17 protein-coding genes and 1 other RNA gene are annotated in these 21,629 nt (G+C 60.8%); 13 read left to right on the forward strand and 5 right to left on the reverse strand.

Going from position 1 to position 21,629, the window contains the following annotated elements; translation table 11 throughout:
• The first annotated feature begins 191 nt into the window (after positions 1 to 191).
• Genes ABV300_RS04015 through ABV300_RS04025 form a run of 3 tightly spaced genes read left to right on the forward strand, consistent with a single transcriptional unit; the run spans position 192 to position 2,643 of the window.
• Entirely contained in the window at positions 192 to 926 is a 735-nt protein-coding gene (locus tag ABV300_RS04015) for a hypothetical protein (RefSeq protein WP_353715241.1), read from the forward strand.
• A 39-nt stretch (positions 927 to 965) separates the two neighbouring features.
• Positions 966 to 1,709, forward strand: a complete 744-nt coding sequence (locus ABV300_RS04020) for a PAAR domain-containing protein (RefSeq protein WP_353715242.1) — start codon at positions 966 to 968, stop codon at positions 1,707 to 1,709.
• A gap of 43 nt (positions 1,710 to 1,752) precedes the next feature.
• Complete coding sequence (locus ABV300_RS04025) at positions 1,753 to 2,643, forward strand: methyltransferase domain-containing protein (RefSeq protein WP_353715243.1); 891 nt, start codon at positions 1,753 to 1,755, stop codon at positions 2,641 to 2,643.
• Here ABV300_RS04025 and ABV300_RS04030 read toward each other — a convergent pair.
• A complete protein-coding gene (locus ABV300_RS04030; RefSeq protein WP_353715244.1) occupies positions 2,640 to 3,926 on the reverse strand; it encodes a radical SAM protein in 1,287 nt (428 codons plus the stop codon). The two genes, ABV300_RS04025 and ABV300_RS04030, sit on opposite strands and share 4 nt — an antisense overlap.
• Positions 3,927 to 4,044: 118 nt before the next feature.
• Between ABV300_RS04030 and ABV300_RS04035 the strand changes: the two genes are divergently transcribed.
• The 8 genes from ABV300_RS04035 (at position 4,045) to ABV300_RS04070 (ending at position 12,009) form a co-directional block, all read left to right on the forward strand.
• Complete coding sequence (locus ABV300_RS04035; protein ID WP_353715245.1) at positions 4,045 to 4,620, forward strand: pentapeptide repeat-containing protein; 576 nt, start codon at positions 4,045 to 4,047, stop codon at positions 4,618 to 4,620.
• Between the two features lie 89 nt (positions 4,621 to 4,709).
• Positions 4,710 to 5,354, forward strand: coding sequence for a uracil-DNA glycosylase (locus tag ABV300_RS04040; protein WP_353715246.1), 645 nt, complete (start codon positions 4,710 to 4,712; stop codon positions 5,352 to 5,354).
• Between the two features lie 58 nt (positions 5,355 to 5,412).
• A complete protein-coding gene (locus ABV300_RS04045) occupies positions 5,413 to 7,053 on the forward strand; it encodes a ribonuclease J (RefSeq protein ID WP_353715353.1) in 1,641 nt (546 codons plus the stop codon).
• Positions 7,054 to 7,063: 10 nt separating this feature from the next.
• A complete protein-coding gene (locus tag ABV300_RS04050; protein ID WP_353715247.1) occupies positions 7,064 to 7,264 on the forward strand; it encodes a hypothetical protein in 201 nt (66 codons plus the stop codon).
• A gap of 80 nt (positions 7,265 to 7,344) precedes the next feature.
• Complete coding sequence (locus ABV300_RS04055; RefSeq protein ID WP_353715248.1) at positions 7,345 to 9,699, forward strand: DNA translocase FtsK; 2,355 nt, start codon at positions 7,345 to 7,347, stop codon at positions 9,697 to 9,699.
• A gap of 56 nt (positions 9,700 to 9,755) precedes the next feature.
• Positions 9,756 to 11,150, forward strand: a complete 1,395-nt coding sequence (locus ABV300_RS04060; protein ID WP_353715249.1) for an MBL fold metallo-hydrolase — start codon at positions 9,756 to 9,758, stop codon at positions 11,148 to 11,150.
• A gap of 39 nt (positions 11,151 to 11,189) precedes the next feature.
• Positions 11,190 to 11,551, forward strand: an RNA gene (gene rnpB, locus ABV300_RS04065) — RNase P RNA component class A.
• 233 nt (positions 11,552 to 11,784) lie between these two features.
• Positions 11,785 to 12,009, forward strand: coding sequence for a hypothetical protein (locus tag ABV300_RS04070; RefSeq protein WP_058439926.1), 225 nt, complete (start codon positions 11,785 to 11,787; stop codon positions 12,007 to 12,009).
• Positions 12,010 to 12,075: 66 nt separating this feature from the next.
• Here the strand turns inward: ABV300_RS04070 and ABV300_RS04075 are convergent, their stop codons facing one another.
• From ABV300_RS04075 to ABV300_RS04090, 4 genes are all read right to left on the reverse strand, one after another.
• A complete protein-coding gene (locus tag ABV300_RS04075; RefSeq protein WP_353715250.1) occupies positions 12,076 to 13,206 on the reverse strand; it encodes a S41 family peptidase in 1,131 nt (376 codons plus the stop codon).
• Between the two features lie 116 nt (positions 13,207 to 13,322).
• On the reverse strand, positions 13,323 to 13,784 hold the full coding sequence (locus ABV300_RS04080; protein ID WP_353715251.1) for a GNAT family N-acetyltransferase: 462 nt from the start codon (positions 13,782 to 13,784) through the stop codon (positions 13,323 to 13,325).
• Positions 13,785 to 13,832: 48 nt separating this feature from the next.
• The gene (thyX, locus tag ABV300_RS04085) at positions 13,833 to 14,417 is read right to left on the reverse strand and encodes an FAD-dependent thymidylate synthase (protein WP_353715252.1); all 585 of its coding nucleotides are present in this window, start codon (positions 14,415 to 14,417) and stop codon (positions 13,833 to 13,835) included.
• Between the two features lie 45 nt (positions 14,418 to 14,462).
• Positions 14,463 to 16,160, reverse strand: a complete 1,698-nt coding sequence (locus ABV300_RS04090) for a cation:proton antiporter (RefSeq protein WP_353715253.1) — start codon at positions 16,158 to 16,160, stop codon at positions 14,463 to 14,465.
• Positions 16,161 to 16,304: 144 nt separating this feature from the next.
• On the opposite strand from ABV300_RS04090, the gene argC reads away from it, so the two are divergent.
• A complete protein-coding gene (gene argC, locus ABV300_RS04095) occupies positions 16,305 to 17,324 on the forward strand; it encodes an N-acetyl-gamma-glutamyl-phosphate reductase (RefSeq protein ID WP_353715254.1) in 1,020 nt (339 codons plus the stop codon).
• Positions 17,325 to 17,462: 138 nt separating this feature from the next.
• Positions 17,463 to 21,623, forward strand: coding sequence for an acyl-CoA dehydratase activase (locus ABV300_RS04100; RefSeq protein ID WP_353715255.1), 4,161 nt, complete (start codon positions 17,463 to 17,465; stop codon positions 21,621 to 21,623).
• Positions 21,624 to 21,629: the final 6 nt, after the last annotated feature.

Below are 21,629 nucleotides of genomic sequence, written 5' to 3' on the forward strand. Positions count from 1 at the left end.
CAAGCGTGTTTTGTCGTTTTTGGGTTGAAAATTCTGCGTTTCTATTCCGGAGCAATTTCATAATGAAAACGTGACAGCATAACGTTTACAAATTAATATCAAAAGTATATTGACAGCTTATTGGAGTCAATATATCATCGTCGAAACATGATTTTCACCTGGAACCGCAGCGATAGAAGAGGGTGCCGCTAATGAAAAATAAATGGCTGTTCCGGCTCGGCGTGTTACTGACTTTTCTCCTGATAGTCTTCTTTGCCGCGGGTTATTTCCTGGGTAATGTGCCTATCGCCTCAAAGCTGCTCGGGACGAACACTCCCAGAGACCTGGGGGTGGAAATCAGTACCGAGAGCGCCGCGGACGGCTTGGCGGCGCTGCGAAAGCCGCTGACCACCTCAGAGCTTGAGGCGATCATTAAAAACCCCCTGATATACACCAGAGTTACCGGCAGCCTGACCAACGAACAGGCTTCCTCAATGCTGTCGCTCGGCGACATCCCGGATTTCCCGGTCAAATTTGTCCAGGTTAAGTTCGGCGACGGCGGACAGGTAGAGGTATCCGGGGTGCTGGATGTCGCCGGGCTGCAGGAGATACTGGAAGACTACGGGGTGTCCGGCGGCATCGTCGACACCGTCATGGGGATCGTCAAGACCGCCAAATGGGTGAATGTCTACGCCGCGGGAACCCTCAGCATTTCCAACAACGTGGTCACCTCTGACCTGGAGAAGCTGGAAATCGGCCGCATCAGCGTCCCGCTCGGCTGGGTTGAGAGCAATACCGACTCAATACTTAACGGCATCGGCAACAGCCTGACGTCTGAAGGCTACAACATCCGGAGCATGACCATCAGCCAGGGGAAGGTCAATTTCGATATGGATCGGCCGCTGGCCAGCATCAGCCCGTGGCTGAAATTCGTCACCCCCGAATAGTTCATACGATCCGCGTAATTAACGAAAAGGAAAAACGATATGACTGAGATGGACCGCAGGAGATTTCTGGTTTTATCGATGGTGTCAACTCTGGGAATAACGCTGAGCGGTTGCGCGGGGTTCAGCGATGACATGACGCTTGATGAGATACTCGAGAAAATCCGCGAAGCCTTGAGTAGCGACGACGATGAAGATGAGGATGTCAACGGGCCGGTTAAACTGGCGATAAGATACCCGGCCGGCCGGAGTGAAAACGTGTTCATCAGCGGCTGGAGTTTCGGTGCCACCTGTTCGGTCAACGGCACTGATATGTCCCAGAATGTGAGGTGGAGCGGTACCGCGTCCTTCAGTCCGGAAATCGGCGCCACCACCCGCCCGACTTTCAACTCCGCCGGCTCCAACCGGCTCACAGTGTCTATTGAAGTCGGCGGAAAAAAATACGAGAAATCCATCAACGTCAACGCCGTGTCATCCGCAGGATATGCGGCGATAGGGGATAAGGCTCAATGCCCTGCGGATGCGCATGGCTGCCCCGCCTGCCCTCATCCGACGATTGGGCCGATTATCAGCGGCAGTCCCAACGTCCTGATCAACGGCCGACCGGCAGCCCGGGTAGGCGACCGGGGCGTCCATGCCGCCTGCTGCGGACCCAACACATACGAAATTACCAGCGCCGGTCCCGATTCCAACGTGACGATCAATGGACGGAGGGCGGTCCGGCTCGGGGCCGAGACCCGGCACTGCGGCGGGACAGGGCAAGTAGTCACCGCCGGTTCCGGGTGAAGAAGAAGAGAAACCGGTTATTTCATGGCATCAGAAAGTTAGAATGCTGGCGGAGGCGCTTGAGAGGATCGGGCTTTACTGTACGTCATGCCGCCAGGCGGACGACCGGATAGTCCAGCACCGCCTCACCTGCCTGCCTGATAAAACCGAAGGGTCATACATTATCTCCGGCAGTCTGGAATGTCCCAATTGCGGCACCCTTTACCCGATCACGAACGGCGTGCCGAGGTTTTTTGAGGGCATGGCTTCCCCGGAAATCCAGCTTAACCAGTACCTCGATTCCCATTACGGCGGCACCAACGAGAGCTATTGGGACCAGATACCAATAACGGCGCCTCATAATGGGGTCCATCTCGACGCCGGGTGCGGCGTAGGGCGCAATACCTTTGAATCTGCCCGCCATACAGCCTTCGCTGTCGGATTGGACGCCAACGCCGGCTACCTGGAGGCGGCCGCCGCCATCCAGCGCAAAGGCCGGGCGAATTACCGCAAAAAGCACCGGGCAATGGCCGACACAGAGGTTGAATCCAAATTTGTTCCGCCGGAAAATGTAATTTTTGTCCTGGCCGATATTCATAATCCGCCGTTCCTGATGGAGACTTTCGATTCGGTCAGCGCCCTGAATGTCATCGATTCCGTGGCGCAGCCGCTTCTGGCTTTGGGCCAAATGGACGCGGCTCTGAAGGCGGGCGGCCGGCTGCTGCTCAGTTCTCCTTATACCTGGACTGAAAGCATCAGCAAAGGATGGCTGGAAACCCCGGAACAGACGCCCCACGCTTTCGTCCTCGATTTATTGACCGGCAGCGCACTGCCCTGGTGCGGTTTCCGCTACCGGATTCTGAGTGAAAAAAGCGGCATCGAGTGGCGCATTCAGGCGCAGGACACCATGGCTTACGTGTATTCCGTCGACCTTATAGAAGCGGAAAAAATCTAGCCTGGCGACCAGGCGTAACTGTTGGATTCCTGAGCGACGGCGGCGGCGCGAGCTATAATTCCCTGCCATGCTTCATCGGAGACGGACGCGTCGAGCAGCAGATGGTGGTCGAAAGATTTGATATCCAGCTTGCTCCAGTCCATGGGAATGCCGACTTTACCGAGGCTTAACGCGGTTTGCCACCATTCCGTACCCGGAAACGGTGTGGCGCAGAACGACCAGAATCCGCCGCGGTAACGCCCGGCCTTTTTTTCCGCCGACAGGTACGCCATGAACAACAGGGTACTGTCCATATCGGACCTCGTCTCGCCGGGGGCGCCGAACATGAACGAGCCGTTCAGAGCGACATTGTAGCGGTCAGCCTGGCGCACCAGTTCATGATGCTTCTCGACGCTCGCTGAGCGGCCTTTGATCCGCTTGAGAACCCGGTCCGAGCCGGATTCGAAACCGCAGTTCCAGCTGACGACATTCAGATCCTTCAACGCACGGCAAAGACCGTCGTTTACGGTCGAACTGCGGATATTGACCGCCGCCTGGAAGGGGCCCAAGCGGCGGCGGTCCAATTCGGCGCGGACAGCCCTCAACCTTTCGGCGCTCAGGCTCACCGTATCATCCAGCATCATCAAGTAGCCCGCGCCCAGGACATTCAAGGCATATTCAAACTGGTCGGCGACCCACGGCACCGGGTAGTTCCGCAGCCGGTTCTGCATTGCCGGGTTGTAGCAGAAAGCGCAGTGAAACGGGCAGCCGCGGGAAGTTATAAAGCCGACACAGCCGCTTTCATATACATGCGGCGCGTAGACATGGAGCTTGGGGACGGGCAGCGTGCCCAGATCTACCGGGGGCCTCGGGTTTATGATGACACGTTCGTCTTTTCGGCAGCACAAGCCGCGGATAGAGCCCAGCGTGTCCCGGCTTCCCCGCTCGATGATCTCTTTGAGAGTTTCTTCCCCGTCGCCGACAACCCCGGCATCGAATACCGGGTCAAGGCTTTCAGGTAGGCAGCTGATATGAGAACCGCCGATAAGCCGTATAGCTTGGGGCAGTACATCTTTAACGATCCGCATTTGCTCGATGCTTTCGCTGTAGGTAACGGTATACGAAGTGATGCCCACGATGTCCGGCTGAAAATCAATGAGGCAGCTTTCCAACGCGGCCTCCGTTGAATCGTGGACGCGGACATCGCAAATACCTTCGACATAAGTCGCCAGGGCGGCAAGATTGTAGAGGCCCCGGTGAACCCTGGTCAGGGACGGCGGCTGCAGCAAAAGAAGCTTGCGCATGGTGATACCGGCCGGCGACTCCTCTAGCTAAACATCCCAGCGGATTATAAGGCGATGTGTTCCGCGGTTCAATCAACCGGGCGTGGAGAGCGGCGCTCCCCTGGAGTATAATGCGCCCGTGACTCAACCGCGGATTTCTTACAGCGGCGAAACATTCGACAGCCTGGTCATGTCGCAGCAAACGCTGCGGGGCAGGCAATACGAAGGCTGTGAATTCCGGAAGTGCAGCTTCATCGAGGTCAGGCTGGACGGCTGCAAATTCATTGACTGCCGCTTCATTGAATGCCGGCTGATTGCCGTCAAACCCCCGAATTCACGGTTTACCGGGGTCAAGTTCGTCAATTCCCAGGTGGTGGGCATGGACTGGACGCTGGCCGAGGCCATCGAGGAACTGGAATTCATCGGCTGCAAAATCAATTACTCCAATTTCAAGCTGCTGGCGGTTCCCGGTATCCGCATAGAGAAGTGCGAGGCTAAAGAAGCCGCGTTTATCGAAGCGGACTTAAGCAGCGGCGTATTCACCGGCACCGACTTTGAAAACAGCCGTTTTTTCAAGACCAATTTGGCCGGCGCGGACTTCCGGGGCGCCAAAAACTATGCCATCAGCGCCTACCACAACAACCTTAAAGGCGCCAAGTTTTCCCTGCCGGAGGCGATGAATCTGCTGTACGGGCTGGAGATAACAGTCGAGTAGCGCTCGGCTGCGATGACGGCACTCATCCGATTGACTCCGCCCCACTCCGGTGTTAATATGCCTTTGAATGACGCTTCAACGAATAACTCATGGCTGATGCCGCTGCCCTGGAAGCCCTGGCCCGCGAAATCGCCGGCTGCAAGCGCTGTGCCCTGGCCGCCGGCCGCACCTATGCCGTGCCCGGCGAAGGCAACCCCAATGCCGAGATCATGTTCATCGGCGAAGGACCGGGTTTCAACGAAGACCAGACTGGCAAACCGTTCTGCGGCGCGGCGGGCCAGTTTCTGACCCAGCTTATAGAATCCATCGGCCTGAAGCGGCCGGACGTTTATATCACCAATATCGTCAAATCACGGCCGCCGGGCAACCGCGACCCGCTGCCGGAAGAGATCCTGGCCTGCAAGCCATGGCTGGACCGGCAGCTTGAGATTATCAAGCCCAAAGTGATCGTCACCCTCGGCCGGTTCTCCATGGGACGCTTTTTCCCTGGGGCCACCATTTCCAGGATCCACGGCCAGGCTGAAAAATGCGGAGACTACACCTGCTTTGCCATGTACCACCCGGCGGCGGCGCTCCACCAGGGATCGCTGCGCTCGGTCATCGAAGCGGACATGCTCAAACTGCCGAAAATACTCGAGGATATAAGAAAAAGTGAACGACCAGCAGCCCCAGCCGCCCAGATCCAGCCGGCGCCGGCGGAAACCCACAGCCAGCTCAAGCTCTTCGGCTTCTAACGCCCAGTGCCGCGCCCCGCAGGCCGCCCAGCCGCCGCGCCGCGGGCCGGGTTCCAAGATCAGGATTATTCCGCTTGGCGGCCTGGGGGAAATCGGTAAGAACATGATGGTCATCGAGTACGCCGATGACATCATCGTCATCGACTGCGGATTGATGTTCCCGGAAGAGGACATGCCGGGCATCGACCTGGTCATCCCTGACGTCACCTACCTCGTCGAGCGCAAGGACAAGGTCCGCGGCATCATCATTACCCACGGCCATGAAGACCATATCGGCGCCCTGGCATATGTCCTGCCCCAGCTCGACGTGCCCATTTACTGCGCCCCGCTGCCCCACGGCCTGATTTCGGTCAAGCTCAAGGAATCCCGGGTGCACAACACCCGGATTCATGAGGTCCGCCCCGGCGGCAGCTTCCAGCTGGGGCAGTTCAATATCGAGTTCGTGGCCATGTGCCATTCCATCCCCGACGCCGCCGGGCTGATCATCCGCACCCCGGTAGGCACCATCGTCCACTCCGGCGATTTCAAGCTGGACTACACCCCGGTAGACTGCCGCCCGTCTGACCTTTCACGGCTGGCGCAGGTTGGGGCCGAGGGGGTGCTGCTCCTGATGGCCGACTCCACCCACGTTGAACTGGCGGGCTATACCCCGTCGGAGAAGGTGGTCGGCGAGACCATCTCCAATATCATGTCCGCCGCGCCGGGCCGGGTGATCGTCACCACCTTCGCCTCGCTGGTGGCGCGCATCCAGCAGGTCATGGACGCCGCCGCCCGGTTCAACCGCAAGGTCTTCATCGCCGGTCGCGGTATGAACGAGATCGTCAAAATGGCGCTCAAGATGGGCTATCTCAAGGCGGCGGACGGCCTCATCGGCGAGCTTACTGAGATGCACCGCCTCCCGGCCAACCGGGTGGCGCTCATTACCACCGGCTCCCAGGGCGAGCCGACCTCTGCCCTGGTCCGCATCGCCAACCGGGAGCACCGCGAGGTGCAGATCAAGCAGGGCGACACGGTCATCATCTCCGCCTCGCCCATCCCCGGCAACGAGTCGGTGGTCTCCAAAACGATCGACAGCCTGTTCCGGCAGGGGGCCCAGGTTTTTTATGACCGGATAGCCAAGGTCCATGTCCACGGCCACGCTTCCCAGGAGGAACTGCGGCTGCTGCAAAGCCTCATCCGGCCCCAATACTTCGTGCCGGTGCACGGCGAGTACCGCCATTTAAAGCTCCACGCCCAGCTGGCGCGGGACATGGGGGTGCCGGAAGAAAACGTTTTCATTCTGGAAGACGGCGATATTCTTGAACTGGCGCTGGGCGGCGGCAAGGTGACCGGCCACGTCCCAGCCTCCAACGTCTATGTCGACGGCGTGTCGGTGGGCGATATCAACGGCGTCGTCCTGCGCAACCGCAAGATGCTGTCGCAGGACGGCATCGTGGTGGCCATCGTCACCATGGACGCTTCGACCGGCCACCTGGCGGTGCGGCCGGATATCGTCTCCCGCGGCTTCGTTGATCCCGAAGCCGGCCGGGCGCTGATGGAAGAGAGCCGGGATATCGTCACCCGGCTGTTTGAGGAAGAAAAGCAGCGTATTTCGGACTCGACAGTCATCAGCAACCGGGTGCGCGACCTGCTGTCCAAGTTCTATTACGACCGGACCCGGCGGCGGCCGATGGTGCTGCCGGTGCTGGTGACGGTTTAGGAGAAGACGCGTGTTAAAAACGCTCGCGGGTCTGGTTATCGGCGTCGCCGGGGCGGTGCTGCTGGCCAGCATCGTCATTGACGCCGGGTACCTCGCCTTCGCCAGCGAAGACTTCGCCCTGAGGATGGCCCTGTCGCTGGTCGGGCTGTTCATGGTTCACCAGGGCTACCGGCTGGTCACTTCATCCCGGGCGGGCGGCGCACGAAAATAGCCCGGAGCGCCGAAACCGGTAATTTGGTACTCTTTACATCGGCAGCGGCGCCTGATAAACTCTGGTCTTGTAGAACACATATGTCAAATTCCAGGAACGGCAAAGCTAAGAAATCCGCCCGGACCGGGGGCCGCGCCTCCTCTAAACCAGCGCATGCCAACAAACGGCACGCCGGCCGGCAGGCCCCGCCCAAAAAGCTGAACCTGGGATGGCTGTTCAGGGCGGCGGCTGTTGCCGGCGTCATCGGTTTGATCATCTGGCAGCGGGACCGCATCGATACCCTGATCAACCAGGTCTTCTCCGGCACGGCGGCGGTTTTCGGCTGGGGGCTGCTGCTGGTACTTTTGGGCATCGGTCTGGCTCTGGCGGTGTTCAAACGCGAAACCGTCATCGCCTTCGCCAGGAAGACGACTTTCATTTATTGGTACCGCTGGCTGGGGGCCGCCGTCCTCATTACCGCCGTCTGGGGACTGCTCGGCCTGGCCGGGGCGGGCGGAGCCATCGGCCTATCCATCATCGGCTCCGATACCGGCGCCGGCGGCGTTTTCCGGGTGCTCGTCCTGTTTCTGCTCGCTTTGATTTTACTTGTCCCGGCGCCGGCCTGGAAAGCGGTGAAGCGACTGAGCGCCGCGCTCAGCCGCCCGTTCCGCGTTGACAGAGACCGGCCGATGCCGGAAGGCTTCCAGCTCAACCCGCCGCCGGCCGGCGGCCGCCCTCTCCGTCCCGCCTCAGTAGTTGACCGGACTGTACCCGATCCAGCCCCGGCGAAAGCGGAAACGGCCATCCCGGCCTCGACGCTGGTCGGCGCCGAGGATAAAGGCCCGGCCTCCGGCGCGGTCAAGGATGAAGTCAAGAGCGAAAAAGCGGGGGAACCGCGCGACCTGAAGCAGGTCGCCCAGGACGTCTGGCGCAAGTACGGCGAAACGGCCGCCCTTTTAATGACCGACGGCTGGCGGCTGCCGCCGATGGATATTCTGGATTACACCCCTGAAATCGAGTACGGCGAGGCCGACAACCAGCAGCGGGCCCGGATGATCGAGGATGCCCTGGCATCCTACGGCGTCGAGGGCAGCGTGGTCCAGATCAACGCCGGACCGACGGTCACCCAGTTCGGCGTCGAACCCGGCTGGGACCGCCGGGTCAAGGAACTCAAGGAAAAAGATAAAGACGGCAACGTCGTCAGCAAGCAGGTGGAAACAGGGCGGACGCGGGTCAAAGTTGACCGCATCTCCAGCCTGGCCAACGACCTGGCTTTGGCGCTGGCCGCGCCGTCGATCCGCATCGAGGCGCCCATCCCCGGCAAGTCGCTGGTCGGCATTGAAGTCCCCAATACCATGCTGGGCTCGGTGAGCATGCGCACCGTCATGGAAACCACCGCTTTCCAGAAGCTCAAGGCGAAAGCGCCGCTGGCGGTGGCTCTGGGCAAAGGGGCCGGCGGCGAAGCGGTGGTCGGCGATCTGGCCAAAATGCCGCACCTGCTCATTGCCGGCGCCACCGGCTCCGGCAAGACGGTATGCCTTAATGCCCTCATCTGCTGCATCCTGATGAACAATACCCCCAACGAGGTGCGCTTCATCATGATTGACCCCAAGCGGGTCGAACTCACGCCGTATAACTCGATGCCCCACCTGGCGGCGCCGGTCATCGTCGATGTCGACAAAGCCATCGGCGCCCTCAAGTGGCTGGCCGGGGAAATGGACCGGCGCTATAAGCGGATGGCCGAGGTCACCGCCCGCAACATCGACGCTTACAACAAGAAGACGGGCATAGAGAAAATGCCTTATCTCATCCTGGTCATTGACGAACTGGCGGATCTGATGATGGCCGGCTTCGATGACGTGGAACACCTGCTCTGCCGGCTGGCGCAGATGGCCCGCGCCGTGGGCATTCACCTCGTCGTCGCCACCCAGCGGCCATCAGTGGACGTCATCACCGGCCTCATCAAAGCCAACTTCCCCACCCGCATTTCCTTTGCCGTGACCTCCCAGGTGGATTCCCGCACCATTCTTGATTCCGTCGGCGCTGAGAAGCTGCTCGGCCGCGGCGACATGCTGTATATGCCCACTGACGCCGCCAAGCCTAAGAGACTGCAGGGCTGCTATGTCTCCGACCTGGAGACGGAACGCATGGTCTATTTCTGGAACGGGCAGCACCCGGAGGCCCAGGCGCCGATGCTCAGGGTGGAGGAACTCTCCGCGGCTCAGGCTCCGATGCCCGGCATCACCGGCAAGCAGCAGCGCGACAGCCTGTTCGATAATGCCATGCAGCTGGCTGAGGAAACGGGCACCATCTCGGCGTCGTTCTTACAGCGCAAGCTCCACATCGGCTATCCCCGGGCGGCGCGCCTCGCTGACGAGGTCAAAGAAGCCCTGGGCGAGGACACCGATGACGGCGGGGCGGAAGTGCCGGCGGACGATGAGTATTCCGGCAGATGACTGGCAGCGGACGCTCTCAAGTTGCCTGCGGGTAGCTATTACGCTATCGTATAATTATGCCTAAACTCACCTTCCTCGGCGCCGCGGGCAATGTCACCGGTTCTCGCTATCTTTTCGAGGATACCCATACCCAGCTTCTGGTAGACTGCGGGCTGTACCAGGAGCGGGAGTTCCTGTCGCGCAACTGGGACCCCTCGCCGCTGGAACCGGCTAAGATCGAAGCCGTGCTTCTGACCCACGCCCACCTTGATCATATCGGCTTATTGCCCAAACTGGTGCGCGACGGCTTCAAAGGCAGGGTCTACGCCACCGACGCCACGCTGGAGATGGCCGAGGTGATGCTTCTGGACTCCGCCCGCATCCAGGAAGAAGACGCCGACGCCAAAAAGCGACGCCACCGCCGCGAGGGACGCATCGGCCCGTACCCGGAAGAACCGCTGTATACTGTCGAAGACGCCCAGGCCTGTGTTCCTATGTTTCAGCCGATCGAGTATGCTAAACCGGTCGCCTTCAATGGAATAAAAGCCGTCTTCGCCGACGCCGGGCATGTCCTGGGATCGGCCATGATTTATCTCGAGTTCAAGTCGGGCAGGGCGGAGCGCACCATCTGTTTCTCCGGGGATGTCGGCCGGCCGGAAAGACCGCTGCAGGACGCGCCTTCGCTTCCCCGGTCGAAGCTGGACTACCTGGTCCTTGAATCCACCTACGGAGACCGCGAACACCCTCCGGCGGAGGAAGTCGAAGGCATACTGGGCGAAATCATCAATGAAACGGTGAAACGCGGCGGCAACGTCATCATCCCTGCCTTCGCGCTGGAGCGGACTCAGGAACTCCTGTTTTATCTGAAACGGCTGCTGGCTTCCGGAAGGGTGGCGCGGCTGCCGGTGTACGTCGACAGCCCGATGGCGATCAAGCTGACCGAGATCTTCACCCGGCATCCGGAACTCTGGGGCGGCGAGATCGACAATTACCGCAAAGGTTCTCCTTTTGAGTTCGGCGGCCTCAAGCTGACGGCTTCGGCGGCCGCCTCCCGGGCGATCGCCGATGATAAGAGTCCCGCCATCATTATCGCCGGTTCGGGCATGGCCACCGGCGGCCGCATCAAACACCATCTCATTAATAACATCTCGAGAGCTGAAAGCACCATCCTGTTCGTCGGCTACCAGGCCCGCGGCACGCTGGGACGGGTGATTCTGAGCGGCACCACACCGGTCAGAATTCTCGGCCGGGAATACGAGGTTAAAGCCAGGATCGAACAAATCCCCGGGCTGTCCGCCCACGCCGGGCGGAGCGAACTCCTCGACTGGGCCTCGTCTTTCAAGCGTCCGTTGAAGCAGGTTTTCGTGACCCACGGCGAGGAAGACACCGAAAGAGAGTTTGCCGGGGAACTGGCGAGGCGCACCGGCTGGCCGGTGACGGTGCCGGAGTATGGCCAGAGTTTCGACCTATAAATTGACATAAAGATGTCATTCAGCTAAAGTAATTACCGCCAAGCCGAGCGGGCAGCCGCCGGGGCCTTCGGGCCCGGGAGGAAAGTCCGAGCTCCGACGGACAGGGTGCCGGGTAACGCCCGGGAGGGGCGACCCTACGGAAAGTGCCACAGAAACATACCGCCAGCGGTCCTTAGGGATGCGGGCAAGGGTGAAATGGCGAGTTAAGAGCTCACCGGCGGGCGGGAGACCGTCCGGCCGTGAAAACCCCACCCGGAGCAAGGCCAAATAGGGGGACTTAAGGCGTGTCCGCGCTGTTCCCGGGTTGGCCGCATGATCCCGCCGGTAACGGCGGGGCTAGATAGATGGCTGCCGTCCTTCTTTGAGGGATACAGAACTCGGCTTACAGCTCGGCTTGGCCTTGAATATTAACATCCTTCCCCTTAGCCACGCGTCCAGACTGCCTCGACAGTTTCAATTATTGACGCCTCAGAGCGGGCTTGTCCAGGGTAGCACAGCGTGATGATAGCGAAAGATAGAGATAGCGGCGGTCTGGATACTGAACAAAGGCTATGACATCAGGCGCTGGATGCCTCTATTTCCATTTATTCGTTCTTGATATGCCGCGGATATCTTCGGTTATAATGCCGTCGTTATGACTCACCCCCACCTCCACGAATTCGTCCTCCTCTGCGCCCGCCGCGCCGGAACCCAATGGATCGATCTCTATGACGAGATGTGCCGTTCGGCCGCCCGGAAGAAATTCCGCGGCCTGGGGTACGCTGAACTCAGAGAACTCGGCCTTTCGCTTGATTTGGACAGCCTCGATGCCACCGCGGCGATGGTTGACTCGGTGCTGAAGACCGCCGGCCAGAACTGATCACGGCCGGCGCTTGTTAAGAAGGGAGCCCCCGCAAGGGCTCCCTTCTTTTATTTTTTGGTGGTTTCAGCCGGCTGACAGGTAATCTACCGCCCAGTCCAGCAGGCCGCCGCCGGTTAGCTCCAGCGGATAGTCCGGGGTGATGCCGACGCCCTCTATCAGGTGGCCGTCCGGGGTCAGCCAACGGGCGATCGTCAGATAGATGCCGGTGTCCCCGGGCAGCTGAAAGAGCTGGTTGACGCTGCCTTTGCCGAAGGTCTGGGCGCCGGCGACCACCGCCCGGCCGTGGTCCTGCAGAGCCCCGGCCAGCACTTCCGAACCTGAGGCGGAAAATCCGTCCACCAACACTACCATCGGCAGGTCGGTGAAGGCTCCCTGGGTGACCGTCCGGTGGGTGGTTGTGGCGCCGCCGCTGTCACGGATGGTCAGCACCACGCTGTCGCGAAGGAAATATGAAGCGGTGTTGACCACCGTGGTCACCAACCCGCCGGGATTGCCCCGCAGGTCCAGGATGATCGAGGCGGCGCCGTTTGAGGACAACCCCTGGATGATCGGCAGCAGGTCTTCATCGGCGTGCTGGTTGAAGCTGAAGATCTCGATATGTGCCACCGTTCCCAGCATCTCGAACCTGACCGAAGGCGGGGTGATCGTCTCCCTGGTCATGGTGAAAGACAAAGCGGCGCCGCCGCGGTCGACGGTGATACTGACCTGGGTGCCGAGTTCACCCCGCACCAGCGGCCCCAGTTCGGCCAGGGTCAACCCCTCCGTCGAGGTGCCGTTGACGGCGGTGATGCGGTCGCCAGCCTGCATGCCGGCCCTGGCGGCGGGAGAGCCGGGATAAACGGCGATAACCACCAGCCGGCCGTCGCTCAGCCCCATTTCCGCCCCGATGCCGCTGTAGGTGCCTTCGAAATCGTCCTGCATGGCGGCGTAGCCCGCGGCGTCGAGGTAAGCCGAGTAGGGGTCGTTCAGGTAGTCCATCATGCCCTGGATGGCCGCCTCGGCCAGGGCGTTGCGGTCGATTTTATCCGGCTCGACGTATCTGCCGGTGATGGTGTCCCAGGCATCGACTACCCGGTCGAGTTCATCGCCGGAGGCCGGCGCCAGCAGCGCGGTGAAATACCCCGCGCCGAAGGAAAAGGCTATCAGCACCACGGCCAGGACGCTGCCCAGGGCTATTTTCCAGCGGGTAGACATAACGTGCTCCTGACGGGGGAATACTTCAGTAATATGATAAGCCAAATACGGTTCCGGCGCACCATAGAGCGCCGTGCTTCTCCTACCTGGGAACGTCAGATCGAGCCGGCGGGCGGTCAGGGCGCATCGAGATCGAGGCGGAAGACCTGCCAGGCTTTGAGGTGCCGCCCGCCCATTTTGCCATAGAATTTATGGGCGGGGGTATTCCAGTCCAGCGCCGTCCACTCCATCACGGCGCAGCCGCGCCGCCTTGCCTCGGCCGCGAGGTATTCAAAAAGGGCTTTGCCAACTCCGTGCCGGCGGAAGGCCGGCAGCACGAAGATGTCTTCAAGATATAGCTTCGGCTTCGCCAGGAAGCTGGAGTAGGTTTCAAATACCAGAGTGAAACCGACCGGTTCGCCGTCGCATTCGGCGATGAAGGCTTCGAACCGGGGGTTGGGCGAAGCCATCTCCGCCGCCAGGCGGGCGCGGGCTTCGTCACTCGGCGGTTCAAGCGCCTCATATTCCGCCAGCGCCTCGATGAGATTGACTACCACCGGCGCGTCAGCCGCCGTCGCCTGTCTGACTGCGATATTCATGTCTCTGCTATTTTACCGCAACCGGGTAGCGGCGGGCACCTGAAATGGCTACATATCCCCGAAGATCTTCGGCGCCTGATGCTGCATGATGGACTTGATGCCGGCCACCACCTGTCGCATCTCCGGCAGGGCCGCCGGGCCGCTGCGCAGCCGGATAAGATGCCGGATTTCCCGGAAGTTCCAGGTGCAGATGATTTCGGTGGCGCAGGCGTTGGGCAGGACGTAGCGGGCAATCTCAGGTTTGACCCCCGCCTCCAGCAGTCTACGGTAAGCCTCCCAGGCGGCGGTCATGGCTTCTTTGAAAATGCCTTCGGCGCCATCGGCTTCGCCGAGCTCGGCCGGAGTGATGTAGTCCGCCGCCGTTTCCTTGACATAGCGCTGGCTGCGCTGGGAATAGGAAGCGATGCGGTGGCGGACGAGCTCGTGGGTCAGCGCCCGCGAAGCCTTGATGTAAAAGGTGGCCGAGGCATGCTCGATCAGGCTCTCGTGCCCCTGCCGGATCCGCGCCTGCAGCCAGTTCTCATTGGTGCCCAGTTTATTGCCGCTGGCGTAGCACAGTCGGCCGGCCTGCTCCGTCAGCAGTTCGGCGTCCGGGGTAATGGCCAGCAGCCTGACCGACACTTCATATGCCATTTTAAGACCTCTCTTCTATTGAAATATGTCTGCCGCCCGCGGTCCTCAGCTCATCGTGCCCTGGCGCAGGCTGTTCAGCAGGTACTGAATCTCCGTGGCGTTGACGCCGTAGCGGTGCAGGGCGTGGCGGGTGATCTCCAGCGAGGCTTCAAACTGCGGCTTGACCAGTTCGTTGACGCCGATATCCTTTAGAATCTCGGCGTCGGTATCACGTTCAACCCTTGCCACGATATCGAGTTTTGGATTAATGCGGCGAGCGTTAGTAACCGTCAACTCTACATCCAAGAAGTTCGGATAAGTACACACCAGCAATTTGGCTTTCCCGACATGGGCGGCAGAAAGGATTTCCGGATTGCTGGCATCGCCATAAATACACTGCACCCCTTGCCGTCTTAAGTTATTGATAATGACCGGGTCCAGCTCAATGACCACATAACTCAGATTGCGCCGAGTCATAATCTTGGTCAGGGGTGAAGCGGTACGGCCATGCCCGCAGATAACGGCGTGCCCCGAATAAGAGGGCTGTGGAATTACCCAGTTTTCGCCTTTGCCCTTAACGATCAATCGTTGTCCGATGGGATTGTCTTTTAACCTGCGGTATAGCCAGGTTCCGGTGTTCATTAGGAATGGTGTCAAAATCATGGTAATGGCGACCAGGGTCAGAGTAATGGAGAAAAGCCCCGAAGAAACGATAGACAGGCTCAGTCCGGTGCTGGCAAGAATAAAGCTGAATTCGCCCATCGGAATGAGTCCCATGCCGGCAAGAATCGCAGTTCGGCTGCCGAAGCCGAAAATCCATGGGATCGCGCTGCAGATGATGAACTTGAAAACAAGCGAAAAGAATACTACGGCCAAGAGTAAACCTGGGTGCTGGAATGCTTCTGTTAAATTAGCCAGCATTCCCAATGAAACAAAGAAGAGAGCGCCGAAAATATCCCTCAATGGGACAACGTGGGCGAGCGCCTGCCGGGCGAAAATCGATTGACCAATCAAGATACCGGCAACAAAAGCGCCGATGGCTGCGGACAAACCAAACAGAAGTGCACCGAATGCTGTCAGCATCGCCATGACAATGATGAACAGAAGGAACAACTCTCGGCTGTGGACCGCAGCTGCCCTGGATAACAAACGCGGCAGGACCCAGGCGCCGACCGTCAGTACCAGAATCACAAACAGAATGGCTTTGCCCAAAGCCAGCGCCAATGATTGGGCGAGGTTGACTTCAACCCCGGCCAGCATCGGCAGAACAACCAGCAGAGGAACAGTGCTGATGTCCTGTACGAGTGAAATGCCTAAAATAATACGGCCGTGAGCGGAGTCCAATTCCCCCCGCTCCGAGAGGGCTTTAAAGGTAACGGCGGTTGAAGTCTGGGCAATAATGAAGCCGAGGAAAATGGATTCGGCCGTGCTCCAGCCCAGGAGCTGGCCGAGGCAAAAACCTGCGGCGGCTGTCAGCACCACCTGGGCGATGCCGCCCAATAAGGCTACCTTGCCGGTCCGCCTAAGTTCCGGCAACGAGAACTCGAGCCCTATGGTGAAGAGCATCAGGATGAGGCCAACTGTCGCTACGCCGTTGATAGTAGCTGTTTCTTCGACCAGGCTGAACCCTGAAGGTCCGATGATGATACCGCCGATAAGGTATCCAAGAAAAATCGGCAGCTTTAGTCGGCGCGCCAGAAAACCGCCGAATAACGCGGCGATTAGCACAAGGGAAAATTGAAGCCCTAAAAAGGCGTCGTCCAAATCGACTCCGCAGCAGTTGGAGGATACGTGATATTATCATAAATATCCAATTTAAAGAAGGTGAGGGAGGACATAAGTCATTCGAAAACCGATTGTGCTTCCGGTCATTCGCAACCTGAAACACGAAACTGATATACTTATCGCATGTCCAGGATTCGAGTCGGCATTTTAAACGTCACCGGCTATGCCGGAGCCGAACTGGCGCGGCTGCTGGCCGACCATCCGCTGGTCGAATTGGTCTCCGTCACCGGCCGCAGCGCCGCCGGTCAGAAGCTGGGGCAGGTTTTCCCCCACTTGGCGCCGCTTGACCTTGCCATCGAAGCCGAATTGGGCGAAGTTGATTTCGTATTCTCGGCCCTGCCGCACCATGAGAGCGCCGAAAAGCTGCTGCCGTTCATTGAAAAGGGCGTCCCGGCGGTGGACCTGTCGGCTGATTTCCGGCTCAAAGACGCCGCCCTGTACGATGAATGGTACGCGTTCCGCCATCCGGCGCCCCAACTCCTCGCCGGCGCTGTTTACGGCTTGCCGGAGCTTTACCGGGCGGAAATCCAGTCGGCCCGGCTGGTGGCCAATCCCGGCTGCTACCCCACCGCCTCAATCCTGGCGCTGGTCCCGGCGCTCAAAGCCGGCATTATTAGCGGCGGCATCATCGTCGACGCCAAGAGCGGCATCTCCGGCGCCGGCCGGACGCTCAAGCTTGCCAGTCACTTCTGCGAGGCGGACGAGGACGTCTGCGCCTATGCCATCGCCGCCCACCGCCACCAGCCCGAGATATTTCAGGCTCTTAAGGCAATTGACGGCACCTTACCGGCGCTGACCTTTACGCCTCACCTTATCCCCATGACCCGCGGCATCCTGGCTACCTGCTACGCCAGACTCAGCGGCGAGCTCACGGCTGAGGAGGCCGTCCGGCTGTATGCCGGGTTCTACGCCGGAGAACCTTTCGTCCGGGTGGTGTCGGAACCGCCGCACACCAAGTACGCTTCCGGCAGCAACGCCTGCCTGGTGAATGCCGCCGTGGACCGGCGCGCCGGGATGCTCATTGTGACCGCCGCCATCGACAATCTGGTCAAGGGCGCCGCCGGTCAGGCGATCCAGAACATGAACCTGATGCTGGGCTATCCTGAAACAACCGGCCTGCCCAGGCTCGCCCTGTTCCCTTAGCCCTGCCCCTGGTTAGCTGCCGCCTAACTCGGCTTCTTCCGCACTGCCGCCGGAGAATTAACGCGATGGCGAGGAGGGCAAAAACGCTTGCGGGTGCTCTATAGAAACTAAATTACATCGTAGGACGATAGATATCAGATGAAGGACTCGCCGGCTGGAACTTCGGACATGCCCGCACAGGCTGATGCCCCGGAATATTATCTGGGCCTTGATATCGGTTCTGTCACCGTCAAACTGTGCCTGGTGGATTCAGCCGGACAGGCGGTCAGGACAGACGCCGAAAGGATAACCTCCGACGCCCGCGACGCGGTCAACCGCCTGCTGGACCGCCTGCCGGAGCTCATCCGGGTGGCAGGCGCCGGAGTGTCGGGTTCAGGCAAGGGCATCATTCCGGCAGATTGGGGCTGGGGGGATTACTCCAGCTCGCTGGCGGCCGCCGCCGGGGTTCTCGAATCCTTCCCGGCAGCCAGGACCGTCGTCCAGATCGGCGGCCAGACATCGCTGGTGATCACTCTCGAAGACGGTTTGAAACGGCCCTGGCAGGCGGCCTCCAATCCGTTATGCGCCGCCGGCACCGGCCGCTTCCTGGAACAGCAGGCTTACCGGCTGGGATTGTCCATGGAGGATTTCACCCGGCTGGCGCTGGAACATACCGGCCCGGCGCCACGCATCGCGGCCCGCTGCAGCGTCTTCGCCAAGAGCGACCTGATCCACCTGCAGCAAAAAGGGGTGTCGCTGCCGGCGATGCTCTACGCCCTGTGCGAAAGCATCGCCAGGATGATCGTTTCCCTTAAAAAAGGAAATTTCGAAGAGCCGATTTATCTCATCGGCGGGGTGGCGGCCAACGGCGCGGTGGCTAAGACGTTAACCGAGATCCTCTCGGGACGGGCTGGAAAACCGGTGACAGTCGCCGTGCCGCCTGACGGATTGTTTACCGAGGCCTTCGGCGCCGCCCTGCTGTCCCGGGGTATCCGCTCAACCGTTGGCGTCATCCCGGCGGCCGCGGAACGTGAGCGCTATTTGCATTCGCCCCCGCTGGTCAGGGGCGCCGACCCGCCTCCGGCGGCGCCGCCGCCGGTTACCGCTTCGGTAAGGGGTTATCTCGGTATTGACATCGGTTCCACCAGCACCAAGGCGGTCATACTGGATGAAACCGGCGGCGCCATATTGGCCAAGACCTATCTGATGACCGCCGGCCGGCCGATCGAAGCGGTCAAACAGGTGATGGAACGCCTGCTGGAAGCGGGCGCCGGCCAGGTGGAAATTCACGGCGCCGGGGTCACCGGTTCCGGCCGCTACCTGGTGGGCGGCTTCATCGGGGCCGACCTGATAAAAAATGAAATCACTGCCCAGACCCGGGCGGCGCTTGAAATCGACCCCGATGCCGATATTATCGAAATCGGCGGCCAGGACTCCAAACTGGTGCTCAAGCGGCGCGGGGTGGTCATTGACTACCAGATGAATAAAGCCTGCGCCGCCGGCACCGGCAGCTTCATTGACGAACTGGCCGAGATGCTGGGGGTCAAGGTGACCAACGGCGATTTTGCCCGCCTGGCTTTCACCGCGCCTTATACCATAGATCTCGGCACCCGCTGCGCCGCTTTCATGAGCCAGTCGGTAACCGCCGCCCAGCAGGAAGGGGTAGCGCTGCCGGTCATCACCGCCTCGCTGGCCAACGCCATCGCCAAGAATTACCTTTCAAAGGTTGTGTCGCACCGGAAATTGGGCCGCCGGATCATTCTCACCGGGGCGGTATTTTACAACGAAGCGGTGGTTGCCGCCTTCAGGCAGCAGCTGCCCGATCATGAGTTGAAGGTAGCCGGGCACCGGGAGGTCAGCGGGGCCATCGGCGCCGCGCTGCTGGCGCGCGACCGGCGCCCGGCCAGCGAAGGCTCGGCTTTCCGCGGCTTTCAAACGGTGGCCGACAGCCGCTGCGACCTTAAGACCTTTACCTGTCACCACTGCGACAACTACTGCACCATCACCCAGATGGAGCTTCCCGGCGGCAGATTGAGCTACTACGGCAGCCGCTGTGACCGCTATGACGCCCGCACCGACCGGGCCAAGCAGGCCACGCCGTTCGACGACCGCGAAGATCTGCTGCTGGCGGAATACCGGCCGGCACCAGGCCCCGGGGTGCGGGTAGGGATTCCCCGGGCGCTCATGACCCATGACCTGGCGCCGCTGCTGACCGGGTTTCTAAACGCCCTCGGCGCGCGGGCAATCCTTTCCGGGCGGACCACCGGCAAAATCATCGAGCAGTCAGTGGAACTGGCTTATACCGACAGCTGCTTCCCGATGAAACTGCTTCACGGCCACGCGGCGTCGCTCATTGATAAAACCGATTTCATTTTATATCCCACCGCCATCCGCCTGGGCGCCAAGCAGGGCGATGAGGACCAAAAATACGCCTGTCCCCTGGTTCAGGCGTCAGGCGATGTCATCCGGGAAGCTCTGGGCCTGGGCGGCCGCCTGTTGACGCCGGTGCTGGACTTCAGCCTGGGGTCCGATGAAGTTATCGCCAACCTGACCAGGGCGGGCGTGCAGATGGGCTTCAGGGCTGACCTGGCCAGAAAGGCCAGCCTGGCGGGTTTGGCGGCGCAGCGGCGTTTCGAAGAGGCCAGGGCGGCCCGCGGCCGGGCCTGTCTCGAACAACTCGACCGGAACGGCAAGATCGGGGTGGTAATCATTACCCGGTCTTATATGTCAGGCGACCCCGGCGCCAACCTGGGCATCGCCGAGACTCTAGCCCAGCTGGGCGTGGTTCCCATCCCGCTGGATTATCTGCCGCTGGATACGGTGGATATCCGCGCTTTCTCCGACCGGCCGTACTGGTCGTATGAGAGCAAATTCATCGCCGCCGCGGCCATCATCGCCCGGACGCCTAACCTTTACGGGCTGTTCCTGACCAACTTCGGCTGCGGCCCCAACTCTTTCATCCTGCCGCTATTGGAAGACATCATGGGCGGCAAACCGATGGGTCAACTGGAGATTGACGAGCACGCCGCCGAAGCCGGCATCGTCACCCGGCTGGAGGCTTTTGTTGATACCATCGCCGGCTACAGCCAGTCCGGCCAGCCGGCGGAGCCGCCGCCCGCAGTCTATCGCCACACCCGGCCGATCGACCGGACCTCCCGGACGCTGGTCGCCCCCAGCATGGGTCCGTTCATCGAGCTCGTCGCCGGCGCCATCGAGGCCGACGGCGGCAAGGTGCTGGTGCTGCCGGATTCGGATGAACGCAGCCTGGAGCTGTCCAACAAAGTGACGGCGGGGACGGAATGCCTGCCGTACCGCCTGACCCTGGGTGATTTTCTGCGCTTCTGCCATGACTGCTCCGGCCGGGAAAATGAATTTGAGTTAATCATGGCCTCAGCCTACGGCCCGTGCCGGCTGGGCAAATACGCTCTGGAGCAGGGCGTCGAACTGCGGCAGGCCGGCTTCGATATCCCCATCCGCTCCACCACCTCCAACGCCGGCTACCATGATATGAACCTGGGTCCGGACTTCCCGCGCCGCGCCGCCGGCGCGGTTTTCGCCGCCGACTGCCTGGAAAAACTGCTGTGGCGGACCCGCCCGTACGAGAGCCAACCCGGCGCCGCCGACCGCCTGTTTGATGAAAGCCTGGCCCGCCTCAAGGCCGCCGCCCGCCGCCGCCAGGATCTCGGCCTTGTTCTGAAATCTGTCGCCGCTGATTTCGACCATATCCGGGATAAATCCCTGCCCCGGCGGCCGCTGGTGGGCATCAACGGCGAAATCTACCTCCGGGCCAACCGCTTCGCCAACAACGACCTGGCCCGAAGCTGTGAGGCGGCCGGGCTGGAGGTGACCGTCTCCCCGGTAGGCGAGTGGATCAAATACATCCTGTACCGCCAGGTGGAGGACCATTTCCGCTTCCGCCGCTTCGGCAAGCTGCCCAAGAGTTACCTCCGCTACCGCTTCATCAGCGCCGACGCCGACCGGCTGTTTGCCGCCGCCGACCGGGGCGGCAACGGCCTGCAGCATGAATCGGTGAAAGCCATCCTGGCCGAATCCCGCCGCCACCTGTCGCCCCGCTGCGGCAGCGAAGCGGTGATGTCCATCGGCTCCGGCCTGGAATGGCTTAAAAGCGATGAATTCGCTGGCGTCATCTCGGTCATGCCCCACGGCTGCATGCCCGGCGGCATTGTCGCCGCCATGGCCGAAAAACTCGCCTCCGGCGGCAAGCCGTGGCTGACCCTGACCTATGACGGCATCATGGAGAGCAATAACCGGACGCGTATCTCCAACTTCGCCGAGATTATCCGGTACTGCCGGCGGTGACCCGGG

Source organism: Dehalogenimonas sp. 4OHTPN, assembly GCF_040448695.1.
In the GTDB taxonomy this organism is placed as follows: Bacteria; Chloroflexota; Dehalococcoidia; order Dehalococcoidales; family Dehalococcoidaceae; genus Dehalogenimonas.

What these genes read in the sequence shown, in the direction of transcription:
- ABV300_RS04015 (WP_353715241.1), top strand. Translation starts at nt 192, where the DNA reads ATGAAAAATAAATGGCTGTTCCGGCTCGGCGTGTTACTGACTTTTCTC.
- ABV300_RS04020 (WP_353715242.1), top strand. Translation starts at nt 966, where the DNA reads ATGACTGAGATGGACCGCAGGAGATTTCTGGTTTTATCGATGGTGTCA.
- ABV300_RS04025 (WP_353715243.1), top strand. Translation starts at nt 1,753, where the DNA reads ATGCTGGCGGAGGCGCTTGAGAGGATCGGGCTTTACTGTACGTCATGC.
- ABV300_RS04030 (WP_353715244.1), bottom strand. Translation starts at nt 3,926, where the DNA reads ATGCGCAAGCTTCTTTTGCTGCAGCCGCCGTCCCTGACCAGGGTTCAC.
- ABV300_RS04040 (WP_353715246.1), top strand. Translation starts at nt 4,710, where the DNA reads ATGGCTGATGCCGCTGCCCTGGAAGCCCTGGCCCGCGAAATCGCCGGC.
- ABV300_RS04055 (WP_353715248.1), top strand. Translation starts at nt 7,345, where the DNA reads ATGTCAAATTCCAGGAACGGCAAAGCTAAGAAATCCGCCCGGACCGGG.
- ABV300_RS04060 (WP_353715249.1), top strand. Translation starts at nt 9,756, where the DNA reads ATGCCTAAACTCACCTTCCTCGGCGCCGCGGGCAATGTCACCGGTTCT.
- ABV300_RS04070 (WP_058439926.1), top strand. Translation starts at nt 11,785, where the DNA reads ATGACTCACCCCCACCTCCACGAATTCGTCCTCCTCTGCGCCCGCCGC.
- ABV300_RS04075 (WP_353715250.1), bottom strand. Translation starts at nt 13,206, where the DNA reads ATGTCTACCCGCTGGAAAATAGCCCTGGGCAGCGTCCTGGCCGTGGTG.
- ABV300_RS04080 (WP_353715251.1), bottom strand. Translation starts at nt 13,784, where the DNA reads ATGAATATCGCAGTCAGACAGGCGACGGCGGCTGACGCGCCGGTGGTA.
- thyX (WP_353715252.1), bottom strand. Translation starts at nt 14,417, where the DNA reads ATGGCATATGAAGTGTCGGTCAGGCTGCTGGCCATTACCCCGGACGCC.
- argC (WP_353715254.1), top strand. Translation starts at nt 16,305, where the DNA reads ATGTCCAGGATTCGAGTCGGCATTTTAAACGTCACCGGCTATGCCGGA.
- ABV300_RS04100 (WP_353715255.1), top strand. Translation starts at nt 17,463, where the DNA reads ATGAAGGACTCGCCGGCTGGAACTTCGGACATGCCCGCACAGGCTGAT.